Genomic DNA, 20,968 nt, shown 5'->3' on the forward strand with positions numbered 1-20,968 from the left:
GAGCTGCCTGACCAGGCTTTATGAGAAGTCAACGGGCTTCTCGCCGCGTTCTGAGCCGCTTCTCATCCCGTCCTCATCCACCGGGCGGAACTTGGTCGGCATGAGCGAACAGCGGCACAACCCCAGCGAGCAGTACGGTCCGTACGAGCCCCGCGTCATCGAGGGCACCGTGCTGGGCTCCGACACCGACGGCACCGACCCGCGCACCGGGTACGGCCACCACCAGGACGGCACCGACCCGTACTCCGGGTACGGCCAGCACCAGGACCACTCCGGTGCCGCCTTCGGCGCGACGCCCCCGCCGCCGCCGATGCCGCCCGAGCCCCCGACGCTGCTCGGCCACCCCTCCGACTCCGAGGGCCCCGGCCGCCACGGCGGCCGGGCCCGGCGCGGACTGCTGCGCGGGCGGCTCGCCCTGGTGACCGCCGTCGCCGCGATCGCCGCCGTCATCGGCGGGGTCACCGGCGGGGTCATCGCCGCCGACCGGCAGTCCTCCGACAACCGGGTCGGAACGATCGCCAGCCCCGTCTCCGCCCGCACCGACGGCACCGCCAACGTGCCCGCCATCGCCGCCGCCGTCTCGCCCAGCGTCGTCCAGATCACCGTCAAGGAGAGCAACGGCACCGCCACCGGCACCGGCGTCGTCCTCAACGCCGACGGCCAGATCCTCACCAACTTCCACGTGATCGACGGCGCGTCGGCCGGCGGCCGGATCACCGTCACCTTCAAGGACGGCTCCACCGCCCCCGCCACCGTGACCGGCACCGACAAGAACCTCGACGTCGCCGTGATCACCGCCGGCGGAGCCAAGAACCTCACCCCCGCCGTCCTCGGCGACTCCTCCACCGTCGCCATCGGCGACCCGGTCGTCGCCATCGGCAACCCCGACGGCCTCACCGGCACCGTCACCTCCGGCATCATCAGCGCCGAGAACCGCGACGTCACCGTCCAGCTCGACGAGGGCTCCACCAGCGGCAACGGCGGCTTCGGCCTCCCGTTCCTGCCCGGCGTGCCCGGCCTGCGCGGCGGCGGCGCCCAGCAGCAGCAGAACAGCGGCAGCAGCACCACCTACAAGGCCTTCCAGACCGACGCCGCCCTCAACCCCGGCAACTCCGGCGGCCCGCTGATCAACGCCAACGGCCAGGTCATCGCCATCAACTCGGCGATGTACGCGCCCAGCGGCTCCGGCTCCTCGGGCAGCAGCGGCGCCGGCAGCGTCGGCCTCGGCTTCGCCATCCCGATGAACGACATCAAGCAGGTCCTGCCGAAGCTCGAATCCGGCCAGAGCCTGTGAGCCACAATCCGTAGGAACCGGTGAACGTCCGCGAGGCGGACAATTGCCACCAGCAGCAGACCCAGCAGACCCGACAGCGGGCCCTCCACCCGACGAGAAAGGGCAGCAGCCCATGACCCCGTCCGCCGACGACCGCACCCCCGCCGAGGCCGGCCACCCCTCCGCCCGGCTCCTCGTGGTCGACGACGAACCCGCCCTCCGGGACGCCCTGGAGAGCAGCCTCGCCTTCGAGGGCTACGAGGTCGCCACCGCCACCGACGGCTACGAGGCCCTGGAGTCCGTCGAGCGCGACAAGCCCGATCTCGTCCTGCTGGACATCATGATGCCCCGGATGGACGGCCTCACCGCCGTCCGCCGGATGCGCTCCCGCGGCGACACCGTCCCCGTCCTGATGCTCACCGCCCGCGACGCCGTCGGCGACCGCGTCACCGGGCTCGACGTCGGCGCCGACGACTACCTCGCCAAGCCCTTCGAACTCGACGAACTCCTCGCCCGCGTCCGCGCCCTGCTGCGCCGCAACGCCCTCGCCACCGAGGCCGCCGCCCGCGCCGCCGCCGAGGACGACAGCGAGGTCCTCGCCTTCGCCGACCTGCGGATGAACACCGCCACCCGCGAGGTCACCCGCGGCGGCAAGCCCGTCGAACTCACCCGCACCGAGTTCATGCTGCTGGAGATGTTCCTCTCCCACCCCCGGCAGGTCCTCACCCGCGAACAGATCCTCAAGGCGGTCTGGGGCTTCGACTTCGAGCCCTCCTCCAACTCCCTGGACGTGTACGTCATGTACCTGCGCCGCAAGACCGAGCAGGGCGGCATGCCGCGCCTCATCCAGACCGTCCGCGGCGTCGGCTACGCCCTCCGCCCGGCCGCCGGCACCAGCGCGTGAACGCTGTTCCGCCCCCGCCGCTGGCCCCGCCCCGGGTGGTGCCCGGCAGACGCCAGCGCGTGGTCCAGTGGTACCGCTCCCGCTCGCTGCGCGGCCGCCTCACCTTCATGAGCGCGGCCGCGGTGGCCGTGGCCATCGCGCTGTCGGCGCTGGCCTGCTGGTTCATCGTGGACAAGCAGCTGTACAGCCAGGTCAAGACCGACCTGGTCAGCGCACCCCCCGCCATGGTCGGGAAGAACCTCAACCTGTACGCGAACCCGGAAGCCGCGCTCGCCGCCAACCAACCCCGCCCTGGCACACCGGAGTTCAGCGGTGCGGCACCCCGCGACACCCAGTTCGTGACCCCGAACGGCGTGGGCCTGCCCCCCGGCTCGAACCGGGCGATCGTGATCAAGCCGGAGGACGCCGCCGCGTTCCAGCTCAAGCCCGGCCAGTACATCGTCCGGGACGGGCACTACACGAACGGCGACCCGGCGCTCGTCCGGCTCAGCTCCGTGCAGCACGTCTCGCAGCCCACCGTCGCCATGGTCGCGACCCCGACCCAGCCCATCGAGGAATCCCTCCAGGGCCTCGCCATCCTCCTCGGCGCCGTCTCCCTCGGCGGCATCCTGCTCGCCGCCGTCGCGGGCCGCCTGGTCGCCCACTCCTCCCTCAAGCCGGTCGACCAACTCACCGACGCCGTCGAGCACATCGCCCGCACCGAGGAGGTCGGCAGCACCATCCCCGTGAACGGGGACGACGAGATCGCCCGGCTCTCCACGTCCTTCAACTCGATGAGCACCGCCCTCGCCAACTCCCGCGAGCGCCAGACCCGGCTGATCGCCGACGCGGGCCACGAGCTGCGGACGCCGCTCACCTCCCTGCGCACCAACGTCGACCTGCTGATCCGCAGCAACGACACCGGCCGCCCGCTGCCCCCGGCGACCAAAACCAAGCTGCTGGGCAACATGAAGGCCCAGATGCAGGAACTCACCGTGCTGATCGGCGACCTGCTCCAGCTCTCCCGCCCCGACACCCCGAAGGCCGGCCCGAACCTGACCGTGGTCGCCCTGCACGAGATCGCCGGGCGCGCGGTCGAGCGGGCGAAGCTCCGCGGCCCGGGGCTGGTCTTCGAGACGACCGTCGAGCCCTGGTACGCGCACGGCGACGCGGCGGGCCTGGAGCGGGCCGTGATCAACCTGCTGGACAACGCGGTGAAGTACAGCCCGCCCGCCGGCACCATCGAGGTCCGGCTCCAGCAAGGCGTGCTGACCGTCCGCGACCACGGTCCCGGCATTCCGCCGGACGAGCTCCAGTACGTCTTCGACCGGTTCTGGCGCTCCCCGTCCTCGCGTCAACTCCCCGGCTCCGGCCTGGGGTTGTCGATCGTCGCGCAGAGCGTCCGGGAGGCGGGCGGCGAGGTCACACTGGGCCCGGCCCAGGACGGCGGCCCCGGCGCGCTGGCGACCGTACGACTTCCCGGCGGCCCCGCCCCCGAGTAGCCGCCGGGAACGGCAGGACGGGCGGGGCGCCCCGACAGCGCCCCGCCCGTCCCAGGGCCCCGTCACCGGGGCCGGTGTCCGGCTCTCGGTCAGTCGATGTCGCTGCCCGGGCCGAGGACCTTGACCCGGTCCTGCGCCGGCGGCTTCAACGGCGAGGCCGCCGAGCTGTGGGCCGTCAGGTAGGCCGTGAAGACGTCCAGGTCGGAGGCGCCGACGAGCTTGTCGGTGCCGGCCGCGAAGGCCGGGAAGCCGTCGCCGCCGCCGGCCAGGAACTCGTTGGCGGCGACCCGGTACTTGGCGGCCGGGTCGACCGGTGCGCCGTTCAGCCGGATCGAGTCCAGGACCACCCGGGCCGCGCCGGTCCTGCGCATGTCCAGGGTGTAGTGGAGGTTCGAGGAGGCCTGGAGGATCTTCGGCGCCGCGTCGTTGAGACCGCTCACCTGCTGCTGCAGCAGCTGGACCAGCTGGGCGCCGGTCAGCGTCTTGACCTGCATCATGTTGGTGAACGGCTGGACGGTGAACGCCTCGCCGTAGGTCACCACGCCGTCGCCCTCACTGCCCGAGGCCTTGTAGACCAGGTCGGAGCGCAGCCCGCCCGGGTTCATGAAGGCCACCTGGGCGCCGCCCTTGTCGGCCGGGGCGAGCCCCTCCAGCTGCGCGTCGGCGATCACGTCGCCGAGCGGCTTCTCCAGGTCGCTGCTGCCCCGGCCGTTGATGTCCGAGGCGATGTAGCCGATCGGCCGGTTGGCCTTCGGGGCGGCCAGCTTGGAGTAGTGGTCGATCAGCGCCGTCATGTCCGGGGCCTTCTCGACCGTGCGCCGCACCACGTGGTTCTCGGCCTTGACCGACGGGCGGACGATCTCGCCGGTGGTCTTGTCCAGCTTCATGTCGATCTCGGTGAACAGCCGGCCGAAGGAGGCGGCACTGGTCACCGAGCGCGGCACGCCGTTGGGGTCGGGGATGCTGCAGGCGTACGCGTTGTGGGTGTGGCCGGTGACGATGGCGCCGACCGCCGGGTCGATCTTCTTCGCGATGTCGACGATCGGGCCGGAGATGCCCTGACCGGCCGCGCCGCAGTCGTAGTTGTAGACGCCGCTGGCCGGGTAGCCGCCCTCGTGGATCAGCGCGACGATCGAGTTGACGCCCTTGGCCTTGAGCTCCGCGGCGTACTTGTTGATCGTGGTGACCTCGTTGGCGAACTTGAGGCCCTTGACGCCCTCGGCGGTGACGATGTTCGGCGTGCCCTCCAGGGTGACGCCGATGAAGCCGATCTTGACGCCCTGCGACTTGGTCACCCAGTACGGCGGCAGCAGCGGCTTGCCGGACTGCTCGTCGGTGACGTTGGCCGACAGGTAGTTGAAGTTGGCGCCCTTGAAGGTCCGGCCGGGCTCGTAGCAGCCGTCGGTCGGGTGGCAGCCGCCCTCCTGCTTGCGCAGCAGCTCCGTCGCGCCCTGGTCGAACTCGTGGTTGCCGACCGAGGTGACGTCCAGTCCGAGCTTGTCCATCGCCTCGATGGTCGGCTCGTCGTGGAACAGCGCCGAGGTGAGCGGGCTGGCACCGACGATGTCGCCGGCCGCGACGGTGATCGAGTCGTCGGCCGGGATCCGCGCCTTGCGCAGCTCGGTGGCCAGGTACTCGATGCCGCCGGCCGGGGTCGAGACCTCCTTGCCGGTGGCCGGGTCGATCTCCTTGATCGTGCCGGAGGAGCCCGCCGGGGGCTCCAGGTTGCCGTGGAAGTCGTTGATCGCCAGCAGCTGGAGGTTGACGGTCTTGTGACGCTTGGCGTTGGCGTCGGCGGCCTGGGCGGCCGTCGGCACGACCACCGTGCCGAACAGACCTGCGGCGGCGACGACGGCGAACGCCGCCCGTCGGGATCTGACGGTGAGCATGAGGGATCCCCTGCACCTCGGAGGAGCACGCGGGCGGCGGAGCGCGCCGGCGCGTGGGCAATGTGTTGCGCGAGTGCAGCCTAGGGTCAACGCGCGTAGCTGTCAGGATGTCGAACGTAACGAGAGGATTACCTGCTGACGAACCACCGCCGTCAGACCGGGACGGACCGCCTGCACACGATCCCCCCGACCCCGCCCGACGCCCGCGGCCCGGTCCCCGGCCCGCCCCCGGCGGCGGCGCCTGCTCAGACCCCCGGCTCGGCCGCCAAGTGCCGCTCGGCCCGCACCCGTTCGGCCACCGCGTCCTCGGTCATCGCGCGGTCGGTGTACACCAGCGGCCGCTCGGTGTCGGTGATGATGTGCTTCACCACCTGCACGTTGCCGTTGACGTCCCAGACCGCGATGCCCGGCGACAGGGTCGGGATGATCTCCACCGCCCAGCGCGGCAGGCCCAGCACCCGGCCGGTGGCCCGCGCCTCCTCGGCCTTCTGCATGTAGATCGTCCGGGTGGAGGCCATCTTCAGGATCGCCGACGCCTCCTTGGCCGCCGCGCCGTCCACCACGTCCGACAGGTGGTGCACCACCGCCACGAAGGAGAGCCCGAGCCGGCGGCCGAACTTCAACAGCCGCTGGAACAGCTGGGCCACGAACGGGCTGTTGATGATGTGCCAGGCCTCCTCGACCAGGAAGATGCGCTTCTTCCGGTCCGGCCGGATCCAGGTGTGCTCCAGCCACACCCCGACGATCGCCATCAGGATCGGCATCGCGATCGAGTTGCGGTCGATGTGCGAGAGGTCGAAGACGATCAGCGGCGCGTCCAGGTCGATGCCGTCCGTGGTCGGGCCGTCGAACATGCCGCGCAGGTCGCCGTCGACCAGCCGGTCCAGCACCAGCGCCACGTCCAGGCCCCAGGACTGCACCTCGTCCACCGCCACGCCCAGCGACTCCACCGAGGACAGCTCGGGGCTGCGCAGGGTGTCGATGATGTCGTCCAGCACCGGCTGGCGGTCCGTCACCGAGGCGACCACATGGGCGTGCGCGGCCTTCAACGCGAAGCCCGCCCGCTCCTCCAGACCGCGCCCCATCGCCACCTCGATGATGGTGCGCAGCAGCGACAGCTGACCGGTCTGGGTGATCGCCGGATCCAGCGGGTTGAGCTTCACCCCGCCGTCCCTGGCCGCCATCGGGTCCAGCCGGATCGACTTTATGCCCAGCGCGTTGGCGATCAGGTTCCACTCACCGACGCCGTCCTCGCCCTGCGCGTCCAGCACCACGACCTGCCGGTCGCGGAACCTCAACTGCCGCAGCACGTACGTCTTCTCCAGCGCCGACTTGCCGTTGCCGGACTCCCCCAGCACCAGCCAGTGCGGGGCGGGCAGCTGCTGCCCGTACAGCTGGAAGGGGTCGTAGACGTACCCCTTGCCGCTGTACACCTCACGCCCGATGATCACTCCCGAGTCGCCCAACCCCGGTGCGGCGGTGGGCAGGTAGACCGCCTGCGCCTGACCGGTGGAGGTACGCACCGGCAGCCGGGTGGTCTCCACCTTGCCGAACATCAGGCTGGTGAACGCGTCGGTGAGGTTGCCGATCGCCATGGGTGGCCTCCTGGTGCCGGCGAGGGGTGGACGGGCGCGGTGGGTGGACGGGGTGGCGCGGTGGGTGGACGGGCGCGGTGGGTGGACGGGCCCGGTCCCGGAGGACCGGCGCGGGGGTCAGCGGCGGATGCCGGTGGCGAACGGCAGGGTGTTGACGAAGGCCCGGTGGTGCTCGCGGTCGCACCACTCCAGCTTGAGGTAGCTCTTGCCCGCCGAGGCCCGGATGGTCCGCTTGTCGCGGGCCAGCGCGTCGGGGTTGCGCGAGGAGACCGTGATGTAGCCGACCAGGTTCACCCCGGCCGCGCCGGAGGCCAGGTCGTCACCGCGCTGGTCCACCCGGCCGGTGTGGGCCAGGTCGCGCGGGTCGACCGTGCGGTTCATCTTGGCCGCGCGACTGGCCTCCGCCTCGTCGTTGGTCTTCTCGGTCAGCATCCGCTCGATCGCGACGTCGGTGGGTTCCAGGTCCATCGTCACCGCCACCGTCCGGATCACGTCCGGGGTGTGCACCAGCAGCGGCGCCAGGAAGTTGACGCCCACCGGGGTGAGCGGCCACTCCTTGACCCAGGCAGTGGCGTGGCACCACGGCTCCCGGGTCACCGACTCCCGGGTCTTCGCCGTCAGGTACTGGGGGTGGGTCGCGTCCAGCTCGGCCGGCCAGGCGTTGCGCCGGGACATCGCCTGGATGTGGTCGATCGGGTGGTCCGGGTCGTACATCGAGTGCAGCAGCGAGGACAGCCGGGCCTGGCCCAGCGGCTGGCGCACCCGGATGTCCGCCTCGGCCAGCCGGGCGCAGATGTCGGTCAGCTCGCGGGCCATCACGGCCGCCAGCCCGTCGTCGTCCCGGGCCCGCCCGCCGGTCGCGGTGCGGCCCATCGCGTGTGCCTCGGCGGCCAGGTCCCGGGTGTAGTGCATGCACGCCACCAGGTACGCCCGGTGCTGCTCCGAGGAGGTCGACACCATCGACTGCAGCTGGTCGTACGAGTCCTGCAGCCAGCGCGGCGCGTCGTGGTCGCCGCGGCGCTCGACGTCCTTGGCGTGGGCGTCCGGGTCGGCCGGCAGGGTGCGGGCCAGGATCTGCAGCCGGGTCACGAAGCCGTCCCCGTTGGCGACGTGCTTCAACAGCGTGCCGAACCGGTCGACCAGCGCCTCCTGGTCCTCCGAGTCGCGCAGCCCGACGCCCGGGCCCTCGATCTCGATCGCGGCCGTCACCGTCCGCCGCTCCAGGTGCATCAGCACCCCGACCTCGTCCGGCCCGAACGGCGCGGTCAGCCAGCGCAGCCGCCCCACCCCGGGCGGCGGACCGACCTCCACCTCCCGGCCGTCCATCCGGGTGCCCGCGTCCATCGCGTCCGAACGCCACAGCCCGCGCCCGCTGCGGACCGTCCGGCGGTAGGTGCGGTTGATCTCCACCCACCGGTAGAACGTCCGCTTGCGGTACGGCACGTAGACCGCCGCGATGGCCAGCAGCGGCAGGCCGATCAGACCGGCGATCCGCAGCGCCAGGACCGGCATCAGCAGGCCCCAGAGCATCCCGAGGAACGCCCCGAAGATGATCAGGATGATCTCCCCGGACTCCCGGTTGCGGCCGATCACCGCGTTCGGGCGGGCCTTGCCGATCAGGTAGGTGCGGCGCTGGTGCACGTACGGCTGGGCGTACTGGGCCCCGTACTGGCCGAGCGGTTCGCTGCTCACTTACCCGTCACCCTCCCTTCGCTGGATTGCTGTCGCGGTTCGGAACCGAGGCCTGCGGCGGCGGCCCGGCCTGCGGCGGCGGGGACGGCGTCCGGCCGGCGTGCGCGGCGATGCCGGGCGCGACCGAGCCGCCGCCCGCACCCCCGCCGCCCCCGGCCCCCTGCGGACCGCGGTCGCCGTGGGTGGAGATGCCCTGCTTCATCAGGTTCGCGGTCCCGTTGATCATCGCCGAACCGGCCTGCACCGCACTGGCCCGGGCCCCGCGCATGTTCAGCATCTCGTCGCCGAAGGTCGGGACGAAGCGGTACACCGCGGCGCTCGCGAAGATCGACAGGAACAGGATCGCCAACCCGGACAGCACCCGGGCGAAGTCGTCGTTGGCCCCGGCCCCGGTCGCCACCGCGCCCGCCAGACCCAGGATGATCACGATGATCGGCTTCGCCAGGTCCACCGCCAGCATCATCCCGGCCCACCGGCGCACGTGCTTCCACAACTGCCGGTCCACCAGCCCCGCGTACACCGCCGTCCCCAGCAGCGCCCCCACGTACAGCATCGCCGCCCGGATCACCAGCTCGATCCAGAGCACCGCCGCCGCCAGCACCGCGACCAGCGACACCAGCACCAGGATCAGCGGGCCGCCGCCGACGTTCCCCTTCTCCAGGGTGTCGGCGAACCCGCCCAGGTACGTCCCCGTGTCCGACTTCGTCCCGACCGCGATCGCCTTCGTCAGCCCGTCCGTCACGCTCACCACGGTGAACAGGATCAACGGCGTGAACGCCGAGGCCACCACCGTCAGCCACAGGAAGCCGACCGCCTCCGAGATCGCCGTCGTCAACGACGCCCCGCGCACCGCCCGCTTGGTCACCGCCAGCAGCCACAGCACCAGCGTGATCACCGTCGACACGGCGAACACCACGGCGTACTGCTGCAGGAACGACTGGTTGGTGAAGTCCACCGACGTCGTCCCGTCGATCGCCCCCGACAGGTTCCGCACCACCCACGCCGCCGCCTGCGCACACCCCTTGGCGAGCGACCCGAGCGGATCGGTCACGTTGCTGACGCCGCCGCCGGGAATGACGACGGCCCCGTTGGGAGCACACCCGGCGTCGCTGCCGGGGATCGGGAGATCGACCTTCTGACAGGTGGGAGTCGCGGTCGGCGACGGCGACGGCTCGGCGAACACCCTCTGGGCGGCCAGCATCGCCGTCAACTGCACGGCGGCGAGGACGCCGGCCAGCGTCCCCGCTCTGCGCGCGGTCGTACGACGTGCGGTCGTTCGGCTTGTGCTCTGGTCAACGGGCATAGCGGAACCCCCCGAACTGCTGGACGGCGCCGGTGATCTCCTCGGCGGTGGCGGCCTGCTGGTCTCCGGGCATCGGCGCGGGGCCCTGCCTGCTGGTGAAGTCGGTCAGCTTCCAGTCGCTCCCCGTCCAGTGGAGCGAGAGCGTGAGGGTGAACCAGTTGGCGGTCACCGGTTGGACGGAGCTCTGGCCGGCGAGGCCGGTGAGGCCGGTGCACCACACCTCGACCTTGGCGTCCTGGTCGGCGTAGGCCGTCGGCTTGGTGCCGACGGGGACGGTGCGGCTGACGAAGGTGAGGCCCTTGGGCGCGTGGCCCTGGGCGTCGAGGCCGTAGCGGGCGACGGTGTCGCCGCCGAAGCCCTGGTCCAGCCGGCTCTGCAGGGCCGCGGCGGAGCCCGGGTCGGCGATGGTGGCGACGATGGTGTGGCGGCTGTCGGCGCGGAACATGTCCGCGGAGCCGATCGCCACCGCGTAGTTGGCGGCGGCGGACTGGGCGCCCTGGTCGCTGTGCGGGTAGCCGGAGGCGATGCCGTTGACGGTGGTGCCGACGGGCTGGTCGCCGCTGGGCGCGGGGCCTGCGCCGGAGCCGGCGCTGGGGGCAGCCCGGTCGGCGGAGCTGCCGCCGCTGCCGGGGTCCGGTTTGCCGCGGTTGGCGACGGAGATGGCGACGACGAGCAGGGTGACGACGACGAGGACGGTCAGCAGGGTGCGCAGCGGCCTGGACTGACGGCTGGTCGGCAGTGCGGAGGGCTGTTCGTCGACCGGCAGCCGCGTACGGGTGTGCGGCTGGTCGTCGGACAACGGCACGGCGGCCCTCCTGGTGCGGGGAGCCGGGCGGCTCCGGGGGCCCTCCGTCCGGGGGCGGGCGCGGACGGGGGGTGGGAACGGGGGGTGGACTCCTGGCGGGTCGGCCCTCTGGGGAGGTCCGGGCGGGAACCTGTCGTCAGGCGGGCCGGGTCACTGCTGTCCGATCGTCAGATAGCCATGCCGTAGACAATGGTGAACAGAGTGCCGAGTGATCCAATGATGAACACGCCGGTCAGCCCGGCGATGATCAGCCCCTTGCCCTGTTCGGCTCCGAAGCTGTCCCGCATCGCGGTCGCGCCGATCCGCTGTTTGGCCGCACCCCACACCGCGAGGCCGAGGCAGACGAGGATGGCGACGGCCATGATGACCTCGACCATCACCCGGGCCTCCGACCCGAGGCTGGCGAAGGGGCCCCAGTCCGGGGCGATCCCGCCGATGATGGTGTCGATATTCGGCTTCTTGGGAGGGTCCTCGGCCAGGTGGCCGACCGCATAGGTGTGCACGCTGCTCAGGTTCATTTCCATCTCACCGCCCGATCAGGCAAATTCAAGGGCCCGGACCCCGCCCGCGCGAAGGGTCGGTGCCTATTCTTGGCCAGATCTGATGTCGACTTGGCTACTTCTCGCGGATTGGTCGTGAGGCATCGGACACGTACGCGAGGATGTCCACCGTACGAAGGATAGCGCTCACTCTTTGTATCTCTGATGATTGCGGTGAGCAACGCCTTCCGGGACACTTCGACTGACGATTCGTCGGGATGGTGCTGATGGTACTCCGGAAGGCCGGTACGGCCGCCGCTGCGGCGGGAGTTGTCGCGTTCGGGTTCCTCGGTCTGGTGACGATGGGGACGTATGCGGCGGGTGGGACACCGCAACTGGCGGCGAATCGTTCCGCCCTCTCCCCCGGCACCGTTCCGGCGGCCTACCAGGACGCGATCCAGAAGTGGGGCTCGCTCTGCCCGGAGATCTCCCCGCCGATGCTCGCGGCGCAGCTGTACCAGGAAAGCGGTTTCGACCCCAAGGCCCAATCCGGCGTCGGGGCACAGGGAATGGCGCAGTTCATGCCGGGCACCTGGCCGATGTACGCCACGGACGGTGACGGGGACGGCAAGAAGGACGTCTGGAACCCGTACGACGCGATCGCCACCGCGGCGGTCTACGACTGCGCGCTCGCCAAGGACGTGGCCGGCGTGCCGGGCGATCCGCAGGCCAACATGCTGGCCGCCTACAACGCCGGCCCGTACGCGGTGACGTCGAACCGGGGCGTCCCGCCGTACAGGGAGACCCAGGGGTACGTGCGGAACATCCAGGCGATGGCCCGGAGCTTCGCCGCGCCGACCGCGCCGGTGGAGGTGTCCGCGCAGTCGGCCGCCGCGATCTACTTCGCGCAGACCAAGCTCGGCACGCCGTACCTGTGGGGCGGGGACGGGGCGGCCTGGCAGAACGGGCGGTTCGACTGCTCCGGGCTCACCGTGGCCGCGTTCGCCACCGTGGGCATCGCCCTGCCCCGGGTGGCCAACGACCAGTGGTACGCCGGACCGCACCCGTCACGGGATCAGCTCCGGCCGGGCGACCTGGTGTTCTTCGCGACCGACCTGAGCGATCCGCGGAGCATCCACCACGTGGGGATCTACGTCGGCGGCGGCTACATGATCAACGCGCCGCACACCGGGGCGGTGATCCGCTACGACAAGATCGACACCAAGGAGTACATCGGGGCGACCCGGGTCACCACGGACGGCGCCCAGGCGCTGCCGACGCGCAACAACACCAGCGGCGCGGTCAACGCCCCGAGCCGCCCGGGCACGACGGCCCCGACCCCGACCCCGACCGCCCCCGGCAGCCGGCCCGCGGCCGCCGCACCGGCCGCCCCGACGGCCGCGGGGCGGGTCAACGGAGCCACCGCAACCGGTGGGACCGGCTGAGTCGTCCACCGATCTGTGTGCGGCCTGTGGACGCTGAGTCAAGTTTCCATAACCGCGCGTTTCCGTGGAACGCTGGGTCCCGGCGATGACGTTGGGTCCGGTGGTCCCTCGTCAGCTTCGCCCGCCGGGCGGGCCCCGGCGGGATCGAACAGGTGCAGCGGACCAGAAGGAGGTGCGGCGTGTCGACGCCGCTTGCCGACACGACCAACCCCGACCTCGGTCTGCTCTACGCCGTCAACGGCCTGGCCAAGCGCTCCCCGCAGTGGCTGGACCACGCGGTGTCGTGGATCGGCGAGTACGGCATCCTGATCGGCCTCGCGCTGCTCGGGCTGGTGGGCTGGCTGCAGGCCAGACGCCGCCCGGACGCGCCGGTGGCGATCGCCGGGCTGCTCTGGGTGCCGCTCTCGGTGGCCGTCGCCGAGCTGGCCAACCTGCCGATCGCCGCGATCGTGGACCGGCCGCGGCCCTTCGTCGACCACCCGGGGCTGCTGGTGCTGGTGGACGGCAAGGCCGGCACCCACTCCTTCGTCAGCGACCACTCGACCATGACGATGGCCGTGGCGGTGGCGCTGTTCCTGGTGAACCGGAAGCTGGGCTGGATCGCCGGGGGCCTGGCCCTGCTCCAGGGCTTCTGCCGGATGTTCATGGGCGTCCACTACCCGACGGACGTGATCGGCGGCTTCGCGCTGGCCGTCGCCGTGGTGCTGCTGCTGGCGCCGATCGCGATGGCGGTGCTGGTCCCGTTCTGCCACGCGCTGACCCGGACGGCGGTGGCCCCGCTGGTCCGGGCCCCGGAGCGCGGGGCCGCCGCCGGCCGGGGCACCGAGCGGCGCGGCCGGCGCCGCGGGCGGGGAGCGGTGCGCCGGGAGGAGCAGCCGCCGGAGTCCGACCTCGCGGCCTGAGGGCCCGGGGTACCCCGCCGCACCGAACGGTCCGAACGGTCCGGACGGGTCCGGACGGGTCCGGACGGGTCCGGACGGGTCCGGACGGGTCCGGACGCCCCTAGGGTGCGTCGGCCCCGTACTCGGCGAGGTGGTCGGCCCCCTCGCGGCGGGCCAGGTCCCGGGAGCGGCGGGCAGCGGAGTACCAGCCGCAGCTGCAGGTCGCGAAGGCGAAGGAACCGCGTTCGCTGAGCGCGACGCGGTGCTCTGGCATCGGGGTGGTGCCGGGGGCGACCGGCAGCTCACTGTGCACGGGATTCACCGTAACGCGCCGGGCGACCCTCACGCGACACCCGCCGGTTCCCGCCGGACCCGTAACCCTTCGCGAGCCAACTCGTTTGCCCGGAAAGAGCTCTGCCCTCCCGGCGCCCCAGCCGGTGCCGCAGTCGGCGGGGCAGTCGGTCCCGAGGGGGTTGTCGCGAGGATGAAGATGACCGACCAGCAGCGAACCGGGCGGCCGGCGCGCCGTCCGGGGCCGCGCCTGCGCGCGGCGGCCGGCGCCGCCGTGCTCGCCGCCGCGCTGGCCGCGGGGGCGGCCGGGTGCTCGGCCCACTCCGGTGGCGGCTCCTCCGACCAGCAGTCGAACGCGCCCGACCAGCTGGCCGCCGACCCGGTGGCGGCGGTGCGCGGCGCGGCGGACATCACCGGTCGCACCGGCTCCGCGCACGCGGCCACCGAGCTGGTAACGGAGTCCGCGGACAAGAAGGCGTCCTTCTCCGGCACCGGCGGCTACGACTACGTGAAGCGGATCGGCCGGCTGGAGGTCCAGGTGCCGCCGGGGGCGGCGACCACCGGGAAGATCGTCGAGGTGGTCCTGCCGGGCACCGTCTACCTGCAGAACAGCGGTGCCAAGGTGCCCGAGGGCAAGTGGGTGAAGCTGGACGTGCGCCAGCTGCCGGACGGCAACCTGGTCAGCAGCGGCGCCACCGATCCGGCCACGGCGGCGGGGGCGCTGCGCGGGGTGCAGAAGGCCGACCTGGTCGGCACCGAGACGGTGGACGGCACCCCGCTGCACCACTACCGCGGCACCCTGGACCTGGCCAAGGCGGCCGACGCCACCGGCGGCCGGGGCGGGGACGGCCTGCGGATGGGCGGGCAGACCTTCACCGTCAAGGAGGTCCCGTACGACGCCTGGCTGGACGACCAGGGGCGGCTGCACAGGGTGGTGGAGGTGTTCACCTTCGCCGGGGTGGCCGGCTCGAAGGAGGCCAAGGACCAGGTGAAGGTCACGTCGACCACCGCCCTGTCGGACTTCGGCAAGCCGGTCGAGGCGGCCGAGCCGCCGGCCTCGGACATCTACCAGATGAAGCCGACGGAGAGCCCGAAGTAGCGCCCCGGCGCCGGGGCGGAACGGGGCGCCGCCGGCGCGGGTGGCCGTCCGGGGAGCGACGGTCACCCGTTTCGGCGGCGCCGAGATGGCCCGTCCGTGCCATGTGGACGGGCCCCGGAGTGCCTAGGCTGGACGTCGGGTGGCTGCCGCCCGGGCTGGCGAGGCACTGAAGGGGTGGTGCAGGTGGTGTCGTCCACGGGCGGCCGCAGCGGCGGCCACGACGACGCGGCCCTCGACGAGATCGAGCTGGCCGGCGAGCTGATGATCGCCGCGACGGCCAGCGCCGGTGACCGGCTGCCGACCGAGCGGATCGACGAGGTGCTGCTGGACCGGGTGGACCCGGCCCGGACCGAGCGGGAGGGCGAGGGCTGACGGCCCCCGGGGGTCAGCTGCGCAGCAGTCGGCCGATCGCGGCCGAGGCCTCCGCGACCTTGGCGTCCAGCTCGGTGCCGCCCTGTTCGGCGGCCGCGGCGACGCAGTGCCGCAGGTGCTCCTCCAGCAGGGAGAGCGCGAAGGACTGCAGGGCCTTGGTGCCGGCCGAGACCTGGGTGAGCACGTCGATGCAGTAGACGTCCTCGTCCACCATCCGCTGGAGGCCGCGGATCTGGCCCTCGATCCGGCGCAGCCGCTTGAGGTGGGCGTCCTTCTGCGCGCTGTAGCCGTGCGGGCCGTGCGGGCTGTGCCCGCCGTGCTCCGCGTCGCCGTGGTCCGCGGCGCCGTGGCCCTCGGCGGCGGGGGTGTCGGCCCCGGGGCCGGTCCCGGGCGCGTGGTCCGGCTCGGTGCGCGCTTGCGTCGTGGTCATCGGCCCGCCTTCGTCTGGGTGCCTGGTGGCTGCGTCGGCCTCCAGTGTCCAACACCGGGGCCCCGCGTGGTGTTCCGACGGCCCACCCGGCATGTGCCGAACGGCCTGGTCGGGGTCGCGGCGGGGTTAACCCGTCTGAGCGGCGCCCCGGTCTTCCGCACGCGGGACGGGGCAAACGCGTCGAGGTTCCGTCAGACTGAGTCCTTGCGTCCGCCCCTGGCGGCGCGGTCCGGGACAGCCCGTGCGGCAGCCGAACGGAAGGGGAGGTTCCGCCTCCCAGGTCACCACCCCGTTTGCGCGATCGCGCTCGGTTGCACCTAGCATCGTTCAGTCCGTACCCCGCACATCGGAGAATTCCGTGCGTTTTAGCCTGACCCCGAAGGAGACGAGTTTCTACGACATGTTCGCCGCCGCCGCGGAGAACCTCGTCGTCGGATCGAAGCTCCTGCTCGAACTGCTGGGATCAGACGTGTCGGCCCGCGCGGAGATCGTCGAGCGCATGCGCGCCGCCGAGCACGCCGGGGACGACACCACCCATGCCGTCTTCCACCAGCTGAACTCCTCCTTCATCACGCCCTTCGACCGCGAGGACATCTACAGCCTCGCCTCGTCGCTGGACGACATCATGGACTTCATGGAGGAGGCCGTCGACCTGGTCGTCCTCTACGACATCCAGACCCTGCCGAAGGGCGTCGAGCAGCAGATCGAGGTGCTGGCGCGCGCCGCGGAGCTCACCGCCGAGGCGATGCCCAACCTGCGCAGCATGTCGAACCTGACCGAGTACTGGATCGAGGTCAACCGGCTGGAGAACCAGGCCGACCAGATCCACCGCAAGCTGCTCGCCCACCTGTTCTCCGGTCAGTACGACGCCATCGAGGTCCTCAAGCTCAAGCAGGTCGTGGACGTCCTTGAGGAGGCGGCGGACGCGTTCGAGCACGTCGCCAACACGGTGGAGACCATCGCCGTCAAGGAGTCCTGACCCTCGTGGACATGGCTGCACTCATCGCCGTCATCGGCGTTGCGTTCTTCTTCACGTACACCAACGGCTTCCACGACTCGGCGAACGCGATCGCCACGTCGGTCTCCACCCGGGCGCTGACCCCGAGGGCCGCGCTCGCGATGGCCGCCGTGATGAACCTGGCCGGTGCCTTCCTGGGCAGCGGGGTGGCGCACACCGTCTCCAGCGGGATCATCGAGACGCCGACCGGCAACCAGGGGATGGCGATCCTCTTCGCGGCCCTGGTCGGGGCGATCACCTGGAACCTGGTCACCTGGTACTTCGGTCTGCCGTCCTCCTCCTCGCACGCGCTGTTCGGCGGCCTGGTGGGTGCGGCCCTGGCCGGCGGCACCGAGGTGATCTGGAGCGGCGTGATCGACAAGATCGTCGTCCCGATGATCGTCTCGCCGGTGGTCGGCCTGGTCGGCGGCTTCATCGTGATGCTGGCGATCCTGTGGATCTTCCGCCGGGCCAACCCGCACAAGGCCAAGCGCAACTTCCGGGTCGCCCAGACCGCCTCGGCCGCCGCGATGGCGCTGGCCCACGGTCTGCAGGACGCCCAGAAGACCATGGGCATCGTGGTCATGGCGCTCACCATCTCGGGCCACCAGACCACCGGTGACATCCCGGTCTGGGTGAAGATCTCCTGCGCGACCATGCTCTCGCTGGGCACCTACGCGGGCGGCTGGCGGATTATGCGGACCCTCGGCCGGAAGATCATCGAGCTGGACCCGCCGCAGGGCTTCGCGGCCGAGGCCACCTCCTCGGTGATCATGTACATCACCTCGTTCGTCTTCAAGGCGCCGATCTCCACCACCCACGTGATCACCGCGGCGATCATGGGCGCGGGGGCCACCAAGCGGATCCGCGCGGTGCGCTGGGGCGTCGCCAAGAACATCGTGCTCGGCTGGTTCATCACGATGCCGGCGGCCGCCGTCGTCGCAGCGCTGATGTACTGGTTCGTCCACCTCTTCTGGGGCTGACCGCCGACGCTCCGCCCCGGCCGACAACTGACAGGGCCCGCCCCCACATCTCGGGGGCGGGCCCTTCTTCATGTCCCGCGGCGGCACCGCCATGCAGCACCGCGGGACAGCTGGGGTCGGTCTAGCCGAAGCGGCCGGAGATGTAGTCCTCGGTCGCCTGCACCGACGGGTTGGAGAAGATCCGCTGGGTGTCGTCCAGCTCGATCAGCTTGCCCGGCTGGCCGACGCCGGCCAGGTTGAAGAAGGCGGTGCGGTCGCTGACGCGGGCCGCCTGCTGCATGTTGTGGGTCACGATGACGATGGTGAACTGCGACTTCAACTCGCCGATCAGGTCCTCGATGGCGAGGGTGGAGATCGGGTCGAGCGCGGAGCAGGGCTCGTCCATCAGCAGGACCTGCGGCTCGACCGCGATCGCGCGGGCGATGCACAGGCGCTGCTGCTGACCGCCGGAGAGGCCGGCGCCCGGCTTGTTCAGTCGGGTGTGGACCTCCTTCCAGAGGTTGGCGCCCTTCAAGGAGCGCTCCACCACCTCGTCCAGGACGGCCTTCTTCCGCACGCCGGCGAGCTTGAGCCCGGCGACCACGTTGTCGTAGATCGACATGGTCGGGAACGGGTTCGGGCGCTGGAAGACCATGCCGATCGAGCGGCGCACGGCGACCGGGTCGACGTTGGAGGCGTACAGGTTCTCGTCGTCCAGGAGGACCTTGCCCTCGACCCGGGCGCCGGGGATCACCTCGTGCATCCGGTTGAGGGTGCGCAGGAAGGTGGACTTCCCGCAGCCGGAGGGGCCGATGAAGGCGGTCACCGAGCGGGGCTCGATGCTCATCGAGATGTCCTCGATGGCCTTGGTGGTGCCGTAGTAGGCCGACAGTCCGCTGACGTCGATGCGCTTGGCCATGATCGTTGCTTCTCTCGCCCGCGGCCGGAGGGCCGCTAATGAATGCTGTTTCGTACGTCAGTGGTCGCTCAGTGTCCGGCCTTGGGCGAGCGCCAGCGTGCGATGCCCCGGGCGATGAGGTTGAGCCCCATCACGAAGGCGATCAGCACCAGCGCGGCACCCCAGGCGCGGGCGTAGCCGAAGTCGTTGTTGACCACCGAGTACTGCTGCCAGATGTACATCGGCAGGGACTGCTGCGGTCCGTCGAACGGGTTGCTGTTGATGTAGTCGGCGCCGAACACCAGCATCATCACCGGGGCGGTCTCGCCCGTGATGCGGGCGACCGCGAGCATCACACCGGTGGTGATGCCGCCGATCGCGGTGGGGAGGACGATCCGCAGGACGGTCTTCCACTTCGGCACACCGAGGGCGTACGAGGCCTCGCGCAGCTCGTTCGGGACGAGCTTGAGCATCTCCTCGGTCGACCGGACCACGACCGGGATCATCAGGATCGCCAGCGCGAGGCTGCCCGAGAAGCCGGAGTAGCTGAACCCCAGGGCGAGGTTCCAGAGCGAGAGGATGAACAGACCGGCGACGATCGACGGGACGCCCGTCATGACGTCGACGAAGAAGGTGACCGCCTTGGCGAGCCGGCCGCGGCCGTACTCCACCAGGTAGACGGCGGTCAGCAGACCGAGCGGGGCGGCCATCACGGTGGCCAGGCCGACCTGCTGGAGGGTGCCGAGCAGCGCGTGGTAGATGCCGCCGCCGGGGCCGCTCTGGATCACGCCCTTCATCGAGTGGCTCAGGAAGTTCCCGTTCACCACGCCGATGCCCTGCTGGACCGTGTAGACGGTCAGCGAGGCCAGCGGGACGACGGCCAGGATGAAGGCGACCCAGACCACCGAGGTGGCGAAGCGGTCCTTGGCCTGCCGGCGGCCCTCGACCTGGGCCGAGATCAGGTAGCTGCCGGCCAGGAACAGCAGGGCCGAGATCAGGCCCCACTGGAGGTGGCTCTCCAGGCCTGCGGCGGCGCCGATCCCGCAGCCGACCGCGATCGAGCCGACGGCGACGACGGGCGGGGTCCACTTGGGCAGCCGGTTGGCGGTGAGCTTCGGGCCGACCTGCGGCCGGGCGTCCTCGGGGACGGTGACGGTGGTCATGCGTTGGCCCCCGAGTACTCCTTGCGGCGGGCGATGATCAGTCGCGCGGCACCGTTCACCAGCAGGGTGATCACGAACAGGACGAGGCCGGAGGCCATCAGGGCGTCGCGGCCGTTGTTGCCGGCCTCGGCGAACTTCAGCGCGATGTTCTGCGCGAAGGTGCCGCCGCCGGCGTCCAGGATGTGCAGCGACAGGACGCTGTTGGCGGAGAGCACCACCGCGACCGCGATGGTCTCGCCGAGCGCCCGGCCGAGGCCGAGCATCGAGGCCGAGATGATGCCGGGGCGGCCGAACGGCAGCACCGCGGTGCGGATCATCTCCCAGCGGGTCGCGCCGAGGGCGAGCGCCGCCTCCTCGTGCATCCGCGGCACCTGGCGGAACACCTCGCGGGAGACCGCGGTGATGATCGGCAGGATCATGATCGCCAGCAGGATGCCGACGGTGAACAGGTTGCGCGGGGTGCCGGTCCTGGTCTGGTCGAAGATGTACGTCCAGCCCAGGTACTGGTTGAGCCAGCTGGTCAGCCCGTCCATGTGCGGGACGAGGAACAGCGCGCCCCAGAGGCCGTAGACGATGCTGGGGACGGCGGCGAGCAGGTCGACCAGGTAGGCGAACGGCTGGGCGATCCGGCGCGGCGCGTAGTGCGAGATGAACAGCGCGATCCCGATGGCCACCGGGACGGCGATCGCCATCGCGATCACGGCGCTGACGATCGTGCCGAAGGCCAGGACGGCGATGCCGAAGACCGGCTTCGGGGCGTCCGGCGTCCACTCGAAGGTGGTGAGGAAGTTGCCGTCGTTGTTGCCGAGGGCCACGACCGAGCGCCAGGCCAGGAAGCCGGCGATCGCGGCCATGATGACCAGCAGCAGGATGCCCGCACCGCGGGCGAGGTTCATGAAGATCTTGTCGCCGACGCGGCTGTCGCGCTGTCGGCGTTCCCTGCCTCGCGGGGCGGCAGGGGAGGATGAAGTCATTGGTCTACTCCGGTCTGGTGGTGCCGCCCCGGTAG

20 protein-coding genes are annotated in these 20,968 nt (G+C 71.4%); 9 read left to right on the forward strand and 11 right to left on the reverse strand.

Features of this window, described 5'->3' with window-relative positions:
- Positions 1 to 100 precede the first annotated feature (100 nt).
- The 3 genes from ACFY2K_RS37565 to ACFY2K_RS37575 all read left to right on the forward strand — a co-directional run bounded on the left by ACFY2K_RS37565 (position 101) and on the right by ACFY2K_RS37575 (position 3,658).
- Positions 101 to 1,294: a S1C family serine protease gene (locus ACFY2K_RS37565; RefSeq protein WP_380642497.1), complete on the forward strand. Its 1,194-nt coding sequence runs from the start codon at positions 101 to 103 to the stop codon at positions 1,292 to 1,294.
- Positions 1,295 to 1,406: 112 nt separating this feature from the next.
- Positions 1,407 to 2,177 carry a response regulator transcription factor gene (locus tag ACFY2K_RS37570; protein ID WP_375888789.1) on the forward strand — a complete coding sequence of 257 codons (771 nt, stop codon included), beginning with the start codon at positions 1,407 to 1,409 and terminating at the stop codon, positions 2,175 to 2,177.
- A 59-nt stretch (positions 2,178 to 2,236) separates the two neighbouring features.
- A complete protein-coding gene (locus tag ACFY2K_RS37575; protein ID WP_375888791.1) occupies positions 2,237 to 3,658 on the forward strand; it encodes an ATP-binding protein in 1,422 nt (473 codons plus the stop codon).
- Between the two features lie 89 nt (positions 3,659 to 3,747).
- Here ACFY2K_RS37575 and ACFY2K_RS37580 read toward each other — a convergent pair whose 3' ends face one another.
- The 6 genes from ACFY2K_RS37580 to ACFY2K_RS37605 all read right to left on the reverse strand — a co-directional run bounded on the left by ACFY2K_RS37580 (position 3,748) and on the right by ACFY2K_RS37605 (position 11,460).
- Positions 3,748 to 5,547: a bifunctional metallophosphatase/5'-nucleotidase gene (locus tag ACFY2K_RS37580; RefSeq protein ID WP_375888793.1), complete on the reverse strand. Its 1,800-nt coding sequence runs from the start codon at positions 5,545 to 5,547 to the stop codon at positions 3,748 to 3,750.
- Between the two features lie 245 nt (positions 5,548 to 5,792).
- Entirely contained in the window at positions 5,793 to 7,142 is a 1,350-nt protein-coding gene (locus tag ACFY2K_RS37585) for an ATP-binding protein (protein ID WP_375888796.1), read from the reverse strand.
- A gap of 117 nt (positions 7,143 to 7,259) precedes the next feature.
- A complete protein-coding gene (locus ACFY2K_RS37590; RefSeq protein ID WP_375888799.1) occupies positions 7,260 to 8,834 on the reverse strand; it encodes an SCO6880 family protein in 1,575 nt (524 codons plus the stop codon).
- Between the two features lie 7 nt (positions 8,835 to 8,841).
- Positions 8,842 to 10,137: a hypothetical protein gene (locus ACFY2K_RS37595; RefSeq protein ID WP_387717158.1), complete on the reverse strand. Its 1,296-nt coding sequence runs from the start codon at positions 10,135 to 10,137 to the stop codon at positions 8,842 to 8,844.
- Positions 10,127 to 10,942, reverse strand: a complete 816-nt coding sequence (locus tag ACFY2K_RS37600; protein WP_387717159.1) for a hypothetical protein — start codon at positions 10,940 to 10,942, stop codon at positions 10,127 to 10,129. The genes ACFY2K_RS37595 and ACFY2K_RS37600 overlap by 11 nt, the downstream gene beginning before the upstream one ends.
- Before the next feature lie 167 nt (positions 10,943 to 11,109).
- Positions 11,110 to 11,460 (reverse strand): hypothetical protein, encoded by a 351-nt coding sequence (locus ACFY2K_RS37605; protein WP_375888806.1) that lies wholly within the window; start codon positions 11,458 to 11,460, stop codon positions 11,110 to 11,112.
- Between the two features lie 248 nt (positions 11,461 to 11,708).
- Here ACFY2K_RS37605 and ACFY2K_RS37610 point away from each other — a divergent pair, with 248 nt between their 5' ends.
- Positions 11,709 to 12,866: an NlpC/P60 family protein gene (locus ACFY2K_RS37610; protein ID WP_380642490.1), complete on the forward strand. Its 1,158-nt coding sequence runs from the start codon at positions 11,709 to 11,711 to the stop codon at positions 12,864 to 12,866.
- A gap of 179 nt (positions 12,867 to 13,045) precedes the next feature.
- Positions 13,046 to 13,768, forward strand: coding sequence for a phosphatase PAP2 family protein (locus tag ACFY2K_RS37615; RefSeq protein ID WP_375888808.1), 723 nt, complete (start codon positions 13,046 to 13,048; stop codon positions 13,766 to 13,768).
- A gap of 100 nt (positions 13,769 to 13,868) precedes the next feature.
- On the opposite strand, the gene ACFY2K_RS37620 is transcribed toward ACFY2K_RS37615, so the two are convergent.
- Entirely contained in the window at positions 13,869 to 14,060 is a 192-nt protein-coding gene (locus tag ACFY2K_RS37620) for a hypothetical protein (RefSeq protein ID WP_375888811.1), read from the reverse strand.
- Between the two features lie 177 nt (positions 14,061 to 14,237).
- On the opposite strand from ACFY2K_RS37620, the gene ACFY2K_RS37625 reads away from it, so the two are divergent.
- A complete protein-coding gene (locus tag ACFY2K_RS37625; protein WP_380525376.1) occupies positions 14,238 to 15,137 on the forward strand; it encodes a hypothetical protein in 900 nt (299 codons plus the stop codon).
- Between the two features lie 183 nt (positions 15,138 to 15,320).
- Positions 15,321 to 15,509 carry a hypothetical protein gene (locus ACFY2K_RS37630; RefSeq protein ID WP_375888817.1) on the forward strand — a complete coding sequence of 63 codons (189 nt, stop codon included), beginning with the start codon at positions 15,321 to 15,323 and terminating at the stop codon, positions 15,507 to 15,509.
- A gap of 13 nt (positions 15,510 to 15,522) precedes the next feature.
- Here the strand turns inward: ACFY2K_RS37630 and ACFY2K_RS37635 are convergent, their stop codons facing one another.
- A complete protein-coding gene (locus ACFY2K_RS37635) occupies positions 15,523 to 15,939 on the reverse strand; it encodes a metal-sensitive transcriptional regulator (protein WP_380642488.1) in 417 nt (138 codons plus the stop codon).
- A 358-nt stretch (positions 15,940 to 16,297) separates the two neighbouring features.
- Here ACFY2K_RS37635 and ACFY2K_RS37640 point away from each other — a divergent pair, with 358 nt between their 5' ends.
- Entirely contained in the window at positions 16,298 to 16,918 is a 621-nt protein-coding gene (locus ACFY2K_RS37640; RefSeq protein WP_359914173.1) for a DUF47 family protein, read from the forward strand.
- Positions 16,919 to 16,923: 5 nt separating this feature from the next.
- Positions 16,924 to 17,919 carry an anion permease gene (locus tag ACFY2K_RS37645; protein WP_375888824.1) on the forward strand — a complete coding sequence of 332 codons (996 nt, stop codon included), beginning with the start codon at positions 16,924 to 16,926 and terminating at the stop codon, positions 17,917 to 17,919.
- A gap of 121 nt (positions 17,920 to 18,040) precedes the next feature.
- Here the strand turns inward: ACFY2K_RS37645 and pstB are convergent, their stop codons facing one another.
- From pstB to pstC, 3 genes are all read right to left on the reverse strand, one after another.
- Positions 18,041 to 18,817, reverse strand: coding sequence for a phosphate ABC transporter ATP-binding protein PstB (gene pstB / locus ACFY2K_RS37650; protein WP_375888826.1), 777 nt, complete (start codon positions 18,815 to 18,817; stop codon positions 18,041 to 18,043).
- Between the two features lie 68 nt (positions 18,818 to 18,885).
- Positions 18,886 to 19,959 carry a phosphate ABC transporter permease PstA gene (gene pstA / locus ACFY2K_RS37655; protein WP_380525378.1) on the reverse strand — a complete coding sequence of 358 codons (1,074 nt, stop codon included), beginning with the start codon at positions 19,957 to 19,959 and terminating at the stop codon, positions 18,886 to 18,888.
- On the reverse strand, positions 19,956 to 20,933 hold the full coding sequence (gene pstC, locus ACFY2K_RS37660; protein ID WP_375888832.1) for a phosphate ABC transporter permease subunit PstC: 978 nt from the start codon (positions 20,931 to 20,933) through the stop codon (positions 19,956 to 19,958). Before pstC ends, pstA begins: the two co-directional genes overlap by 4 nt.
- Between the last annotated feature and the right edge of the window lie 35 nt (positions 20,934 to 20,968).

Source organism: Kitasatospora sp. NPDC001309 (assembly GCF_042896295.1).
GTDB lineage: Bacteria > Actinomycetota > Actinomycetes > Streptomycetales > Streptomycetaceae > Kitasatospora.

Bases quoted from the DNA above. Each gene is read 5' to 3' on its own strand.
- ACFY2K_RS37565 (WP_380642497.1), top strand. From the start codon at position 101: ATGAGCGAACAGCGGCACAACCCCAGCGAGCAGTACGGTCCGTACGAG.
- ACFY2K_RS37570 (WP_375888789.1), top strand. From the start codon at position 1,407: ATGACCCCGTCCGCCGACGACCGCACCCCCGCCGAGGCCGGCCACCCC.
- ACFY2K_RS37580 (WP_375888793.1), bottom strand. From the start codon at position 5,547: ATGCTCACCGTCAGATCCCGACGGGCGGCGTTCGCCGTCGTCGCCGCC.
- ACFY2K_RS37585 (WP_375888796.1), bottom strand. From the start codon at position 7,142: ATGGCGATCGGCAACCTCACCGACGCGTTCACCAGCCTGATGTTCGGC.
- ACFY2K_RS37595 (WP_387717158.1), bottom strand. From the start codon at position 10,137: ATGCCCGTTGACCAGAGCACAAGCCGAACGACCGCACGTCGTACGACC.
- ACFY2K_RS37605 (WP_375888806.1), bottom strand. From the start codon at position 11,460: ATGAACCTGAGCAGCGTGCACACCTATGCGGTCGGCCACCTGGCCGAG.
- ACFY2K_RS37610 (WP_380642490.1), top strand. From the start codon at position 11,709: ATGGTACTCCGGAAGGCCGGTACGGCCGCCGCTGCGGCGGGAGTTGTC.
- ACFY2K_RS37625 (WP_380525376.1), top strand. From the start codon at position 14,238: ATGACCGACCAGCAGCGAACCGGGCGGCCGGCGCGCCGTCCGGGGCCG.
- ACFY2K_RS37635 (WP_380642488.1), bottom strand. From the start codon at position 15,939: ATGACCACGACGCAAGCGCGCACCGAGCCGGACCACGCGCCCGGGACC.
- pstB (WP_375888826.1), bottom strand. From the start codon at position 18,817: ATGGCCAAGCGCATCGACGTCAGCGGACTGTCGGCCTACTACGGCACC.
- pstA (WP_380525378.1), bottom strand. From the start codon at position 19,959: ATGACCACCGTCACCGTCCCCGAGGACGCCCGGCCGCAGGTCGGCCCG.
- pstC (WP_375888832.1), bottom strand. From the start codon at position 20,933: ATGACTTCATCCTCCCCTGCCGCCCCGCGAGGCAGGGAACGCCGACAG.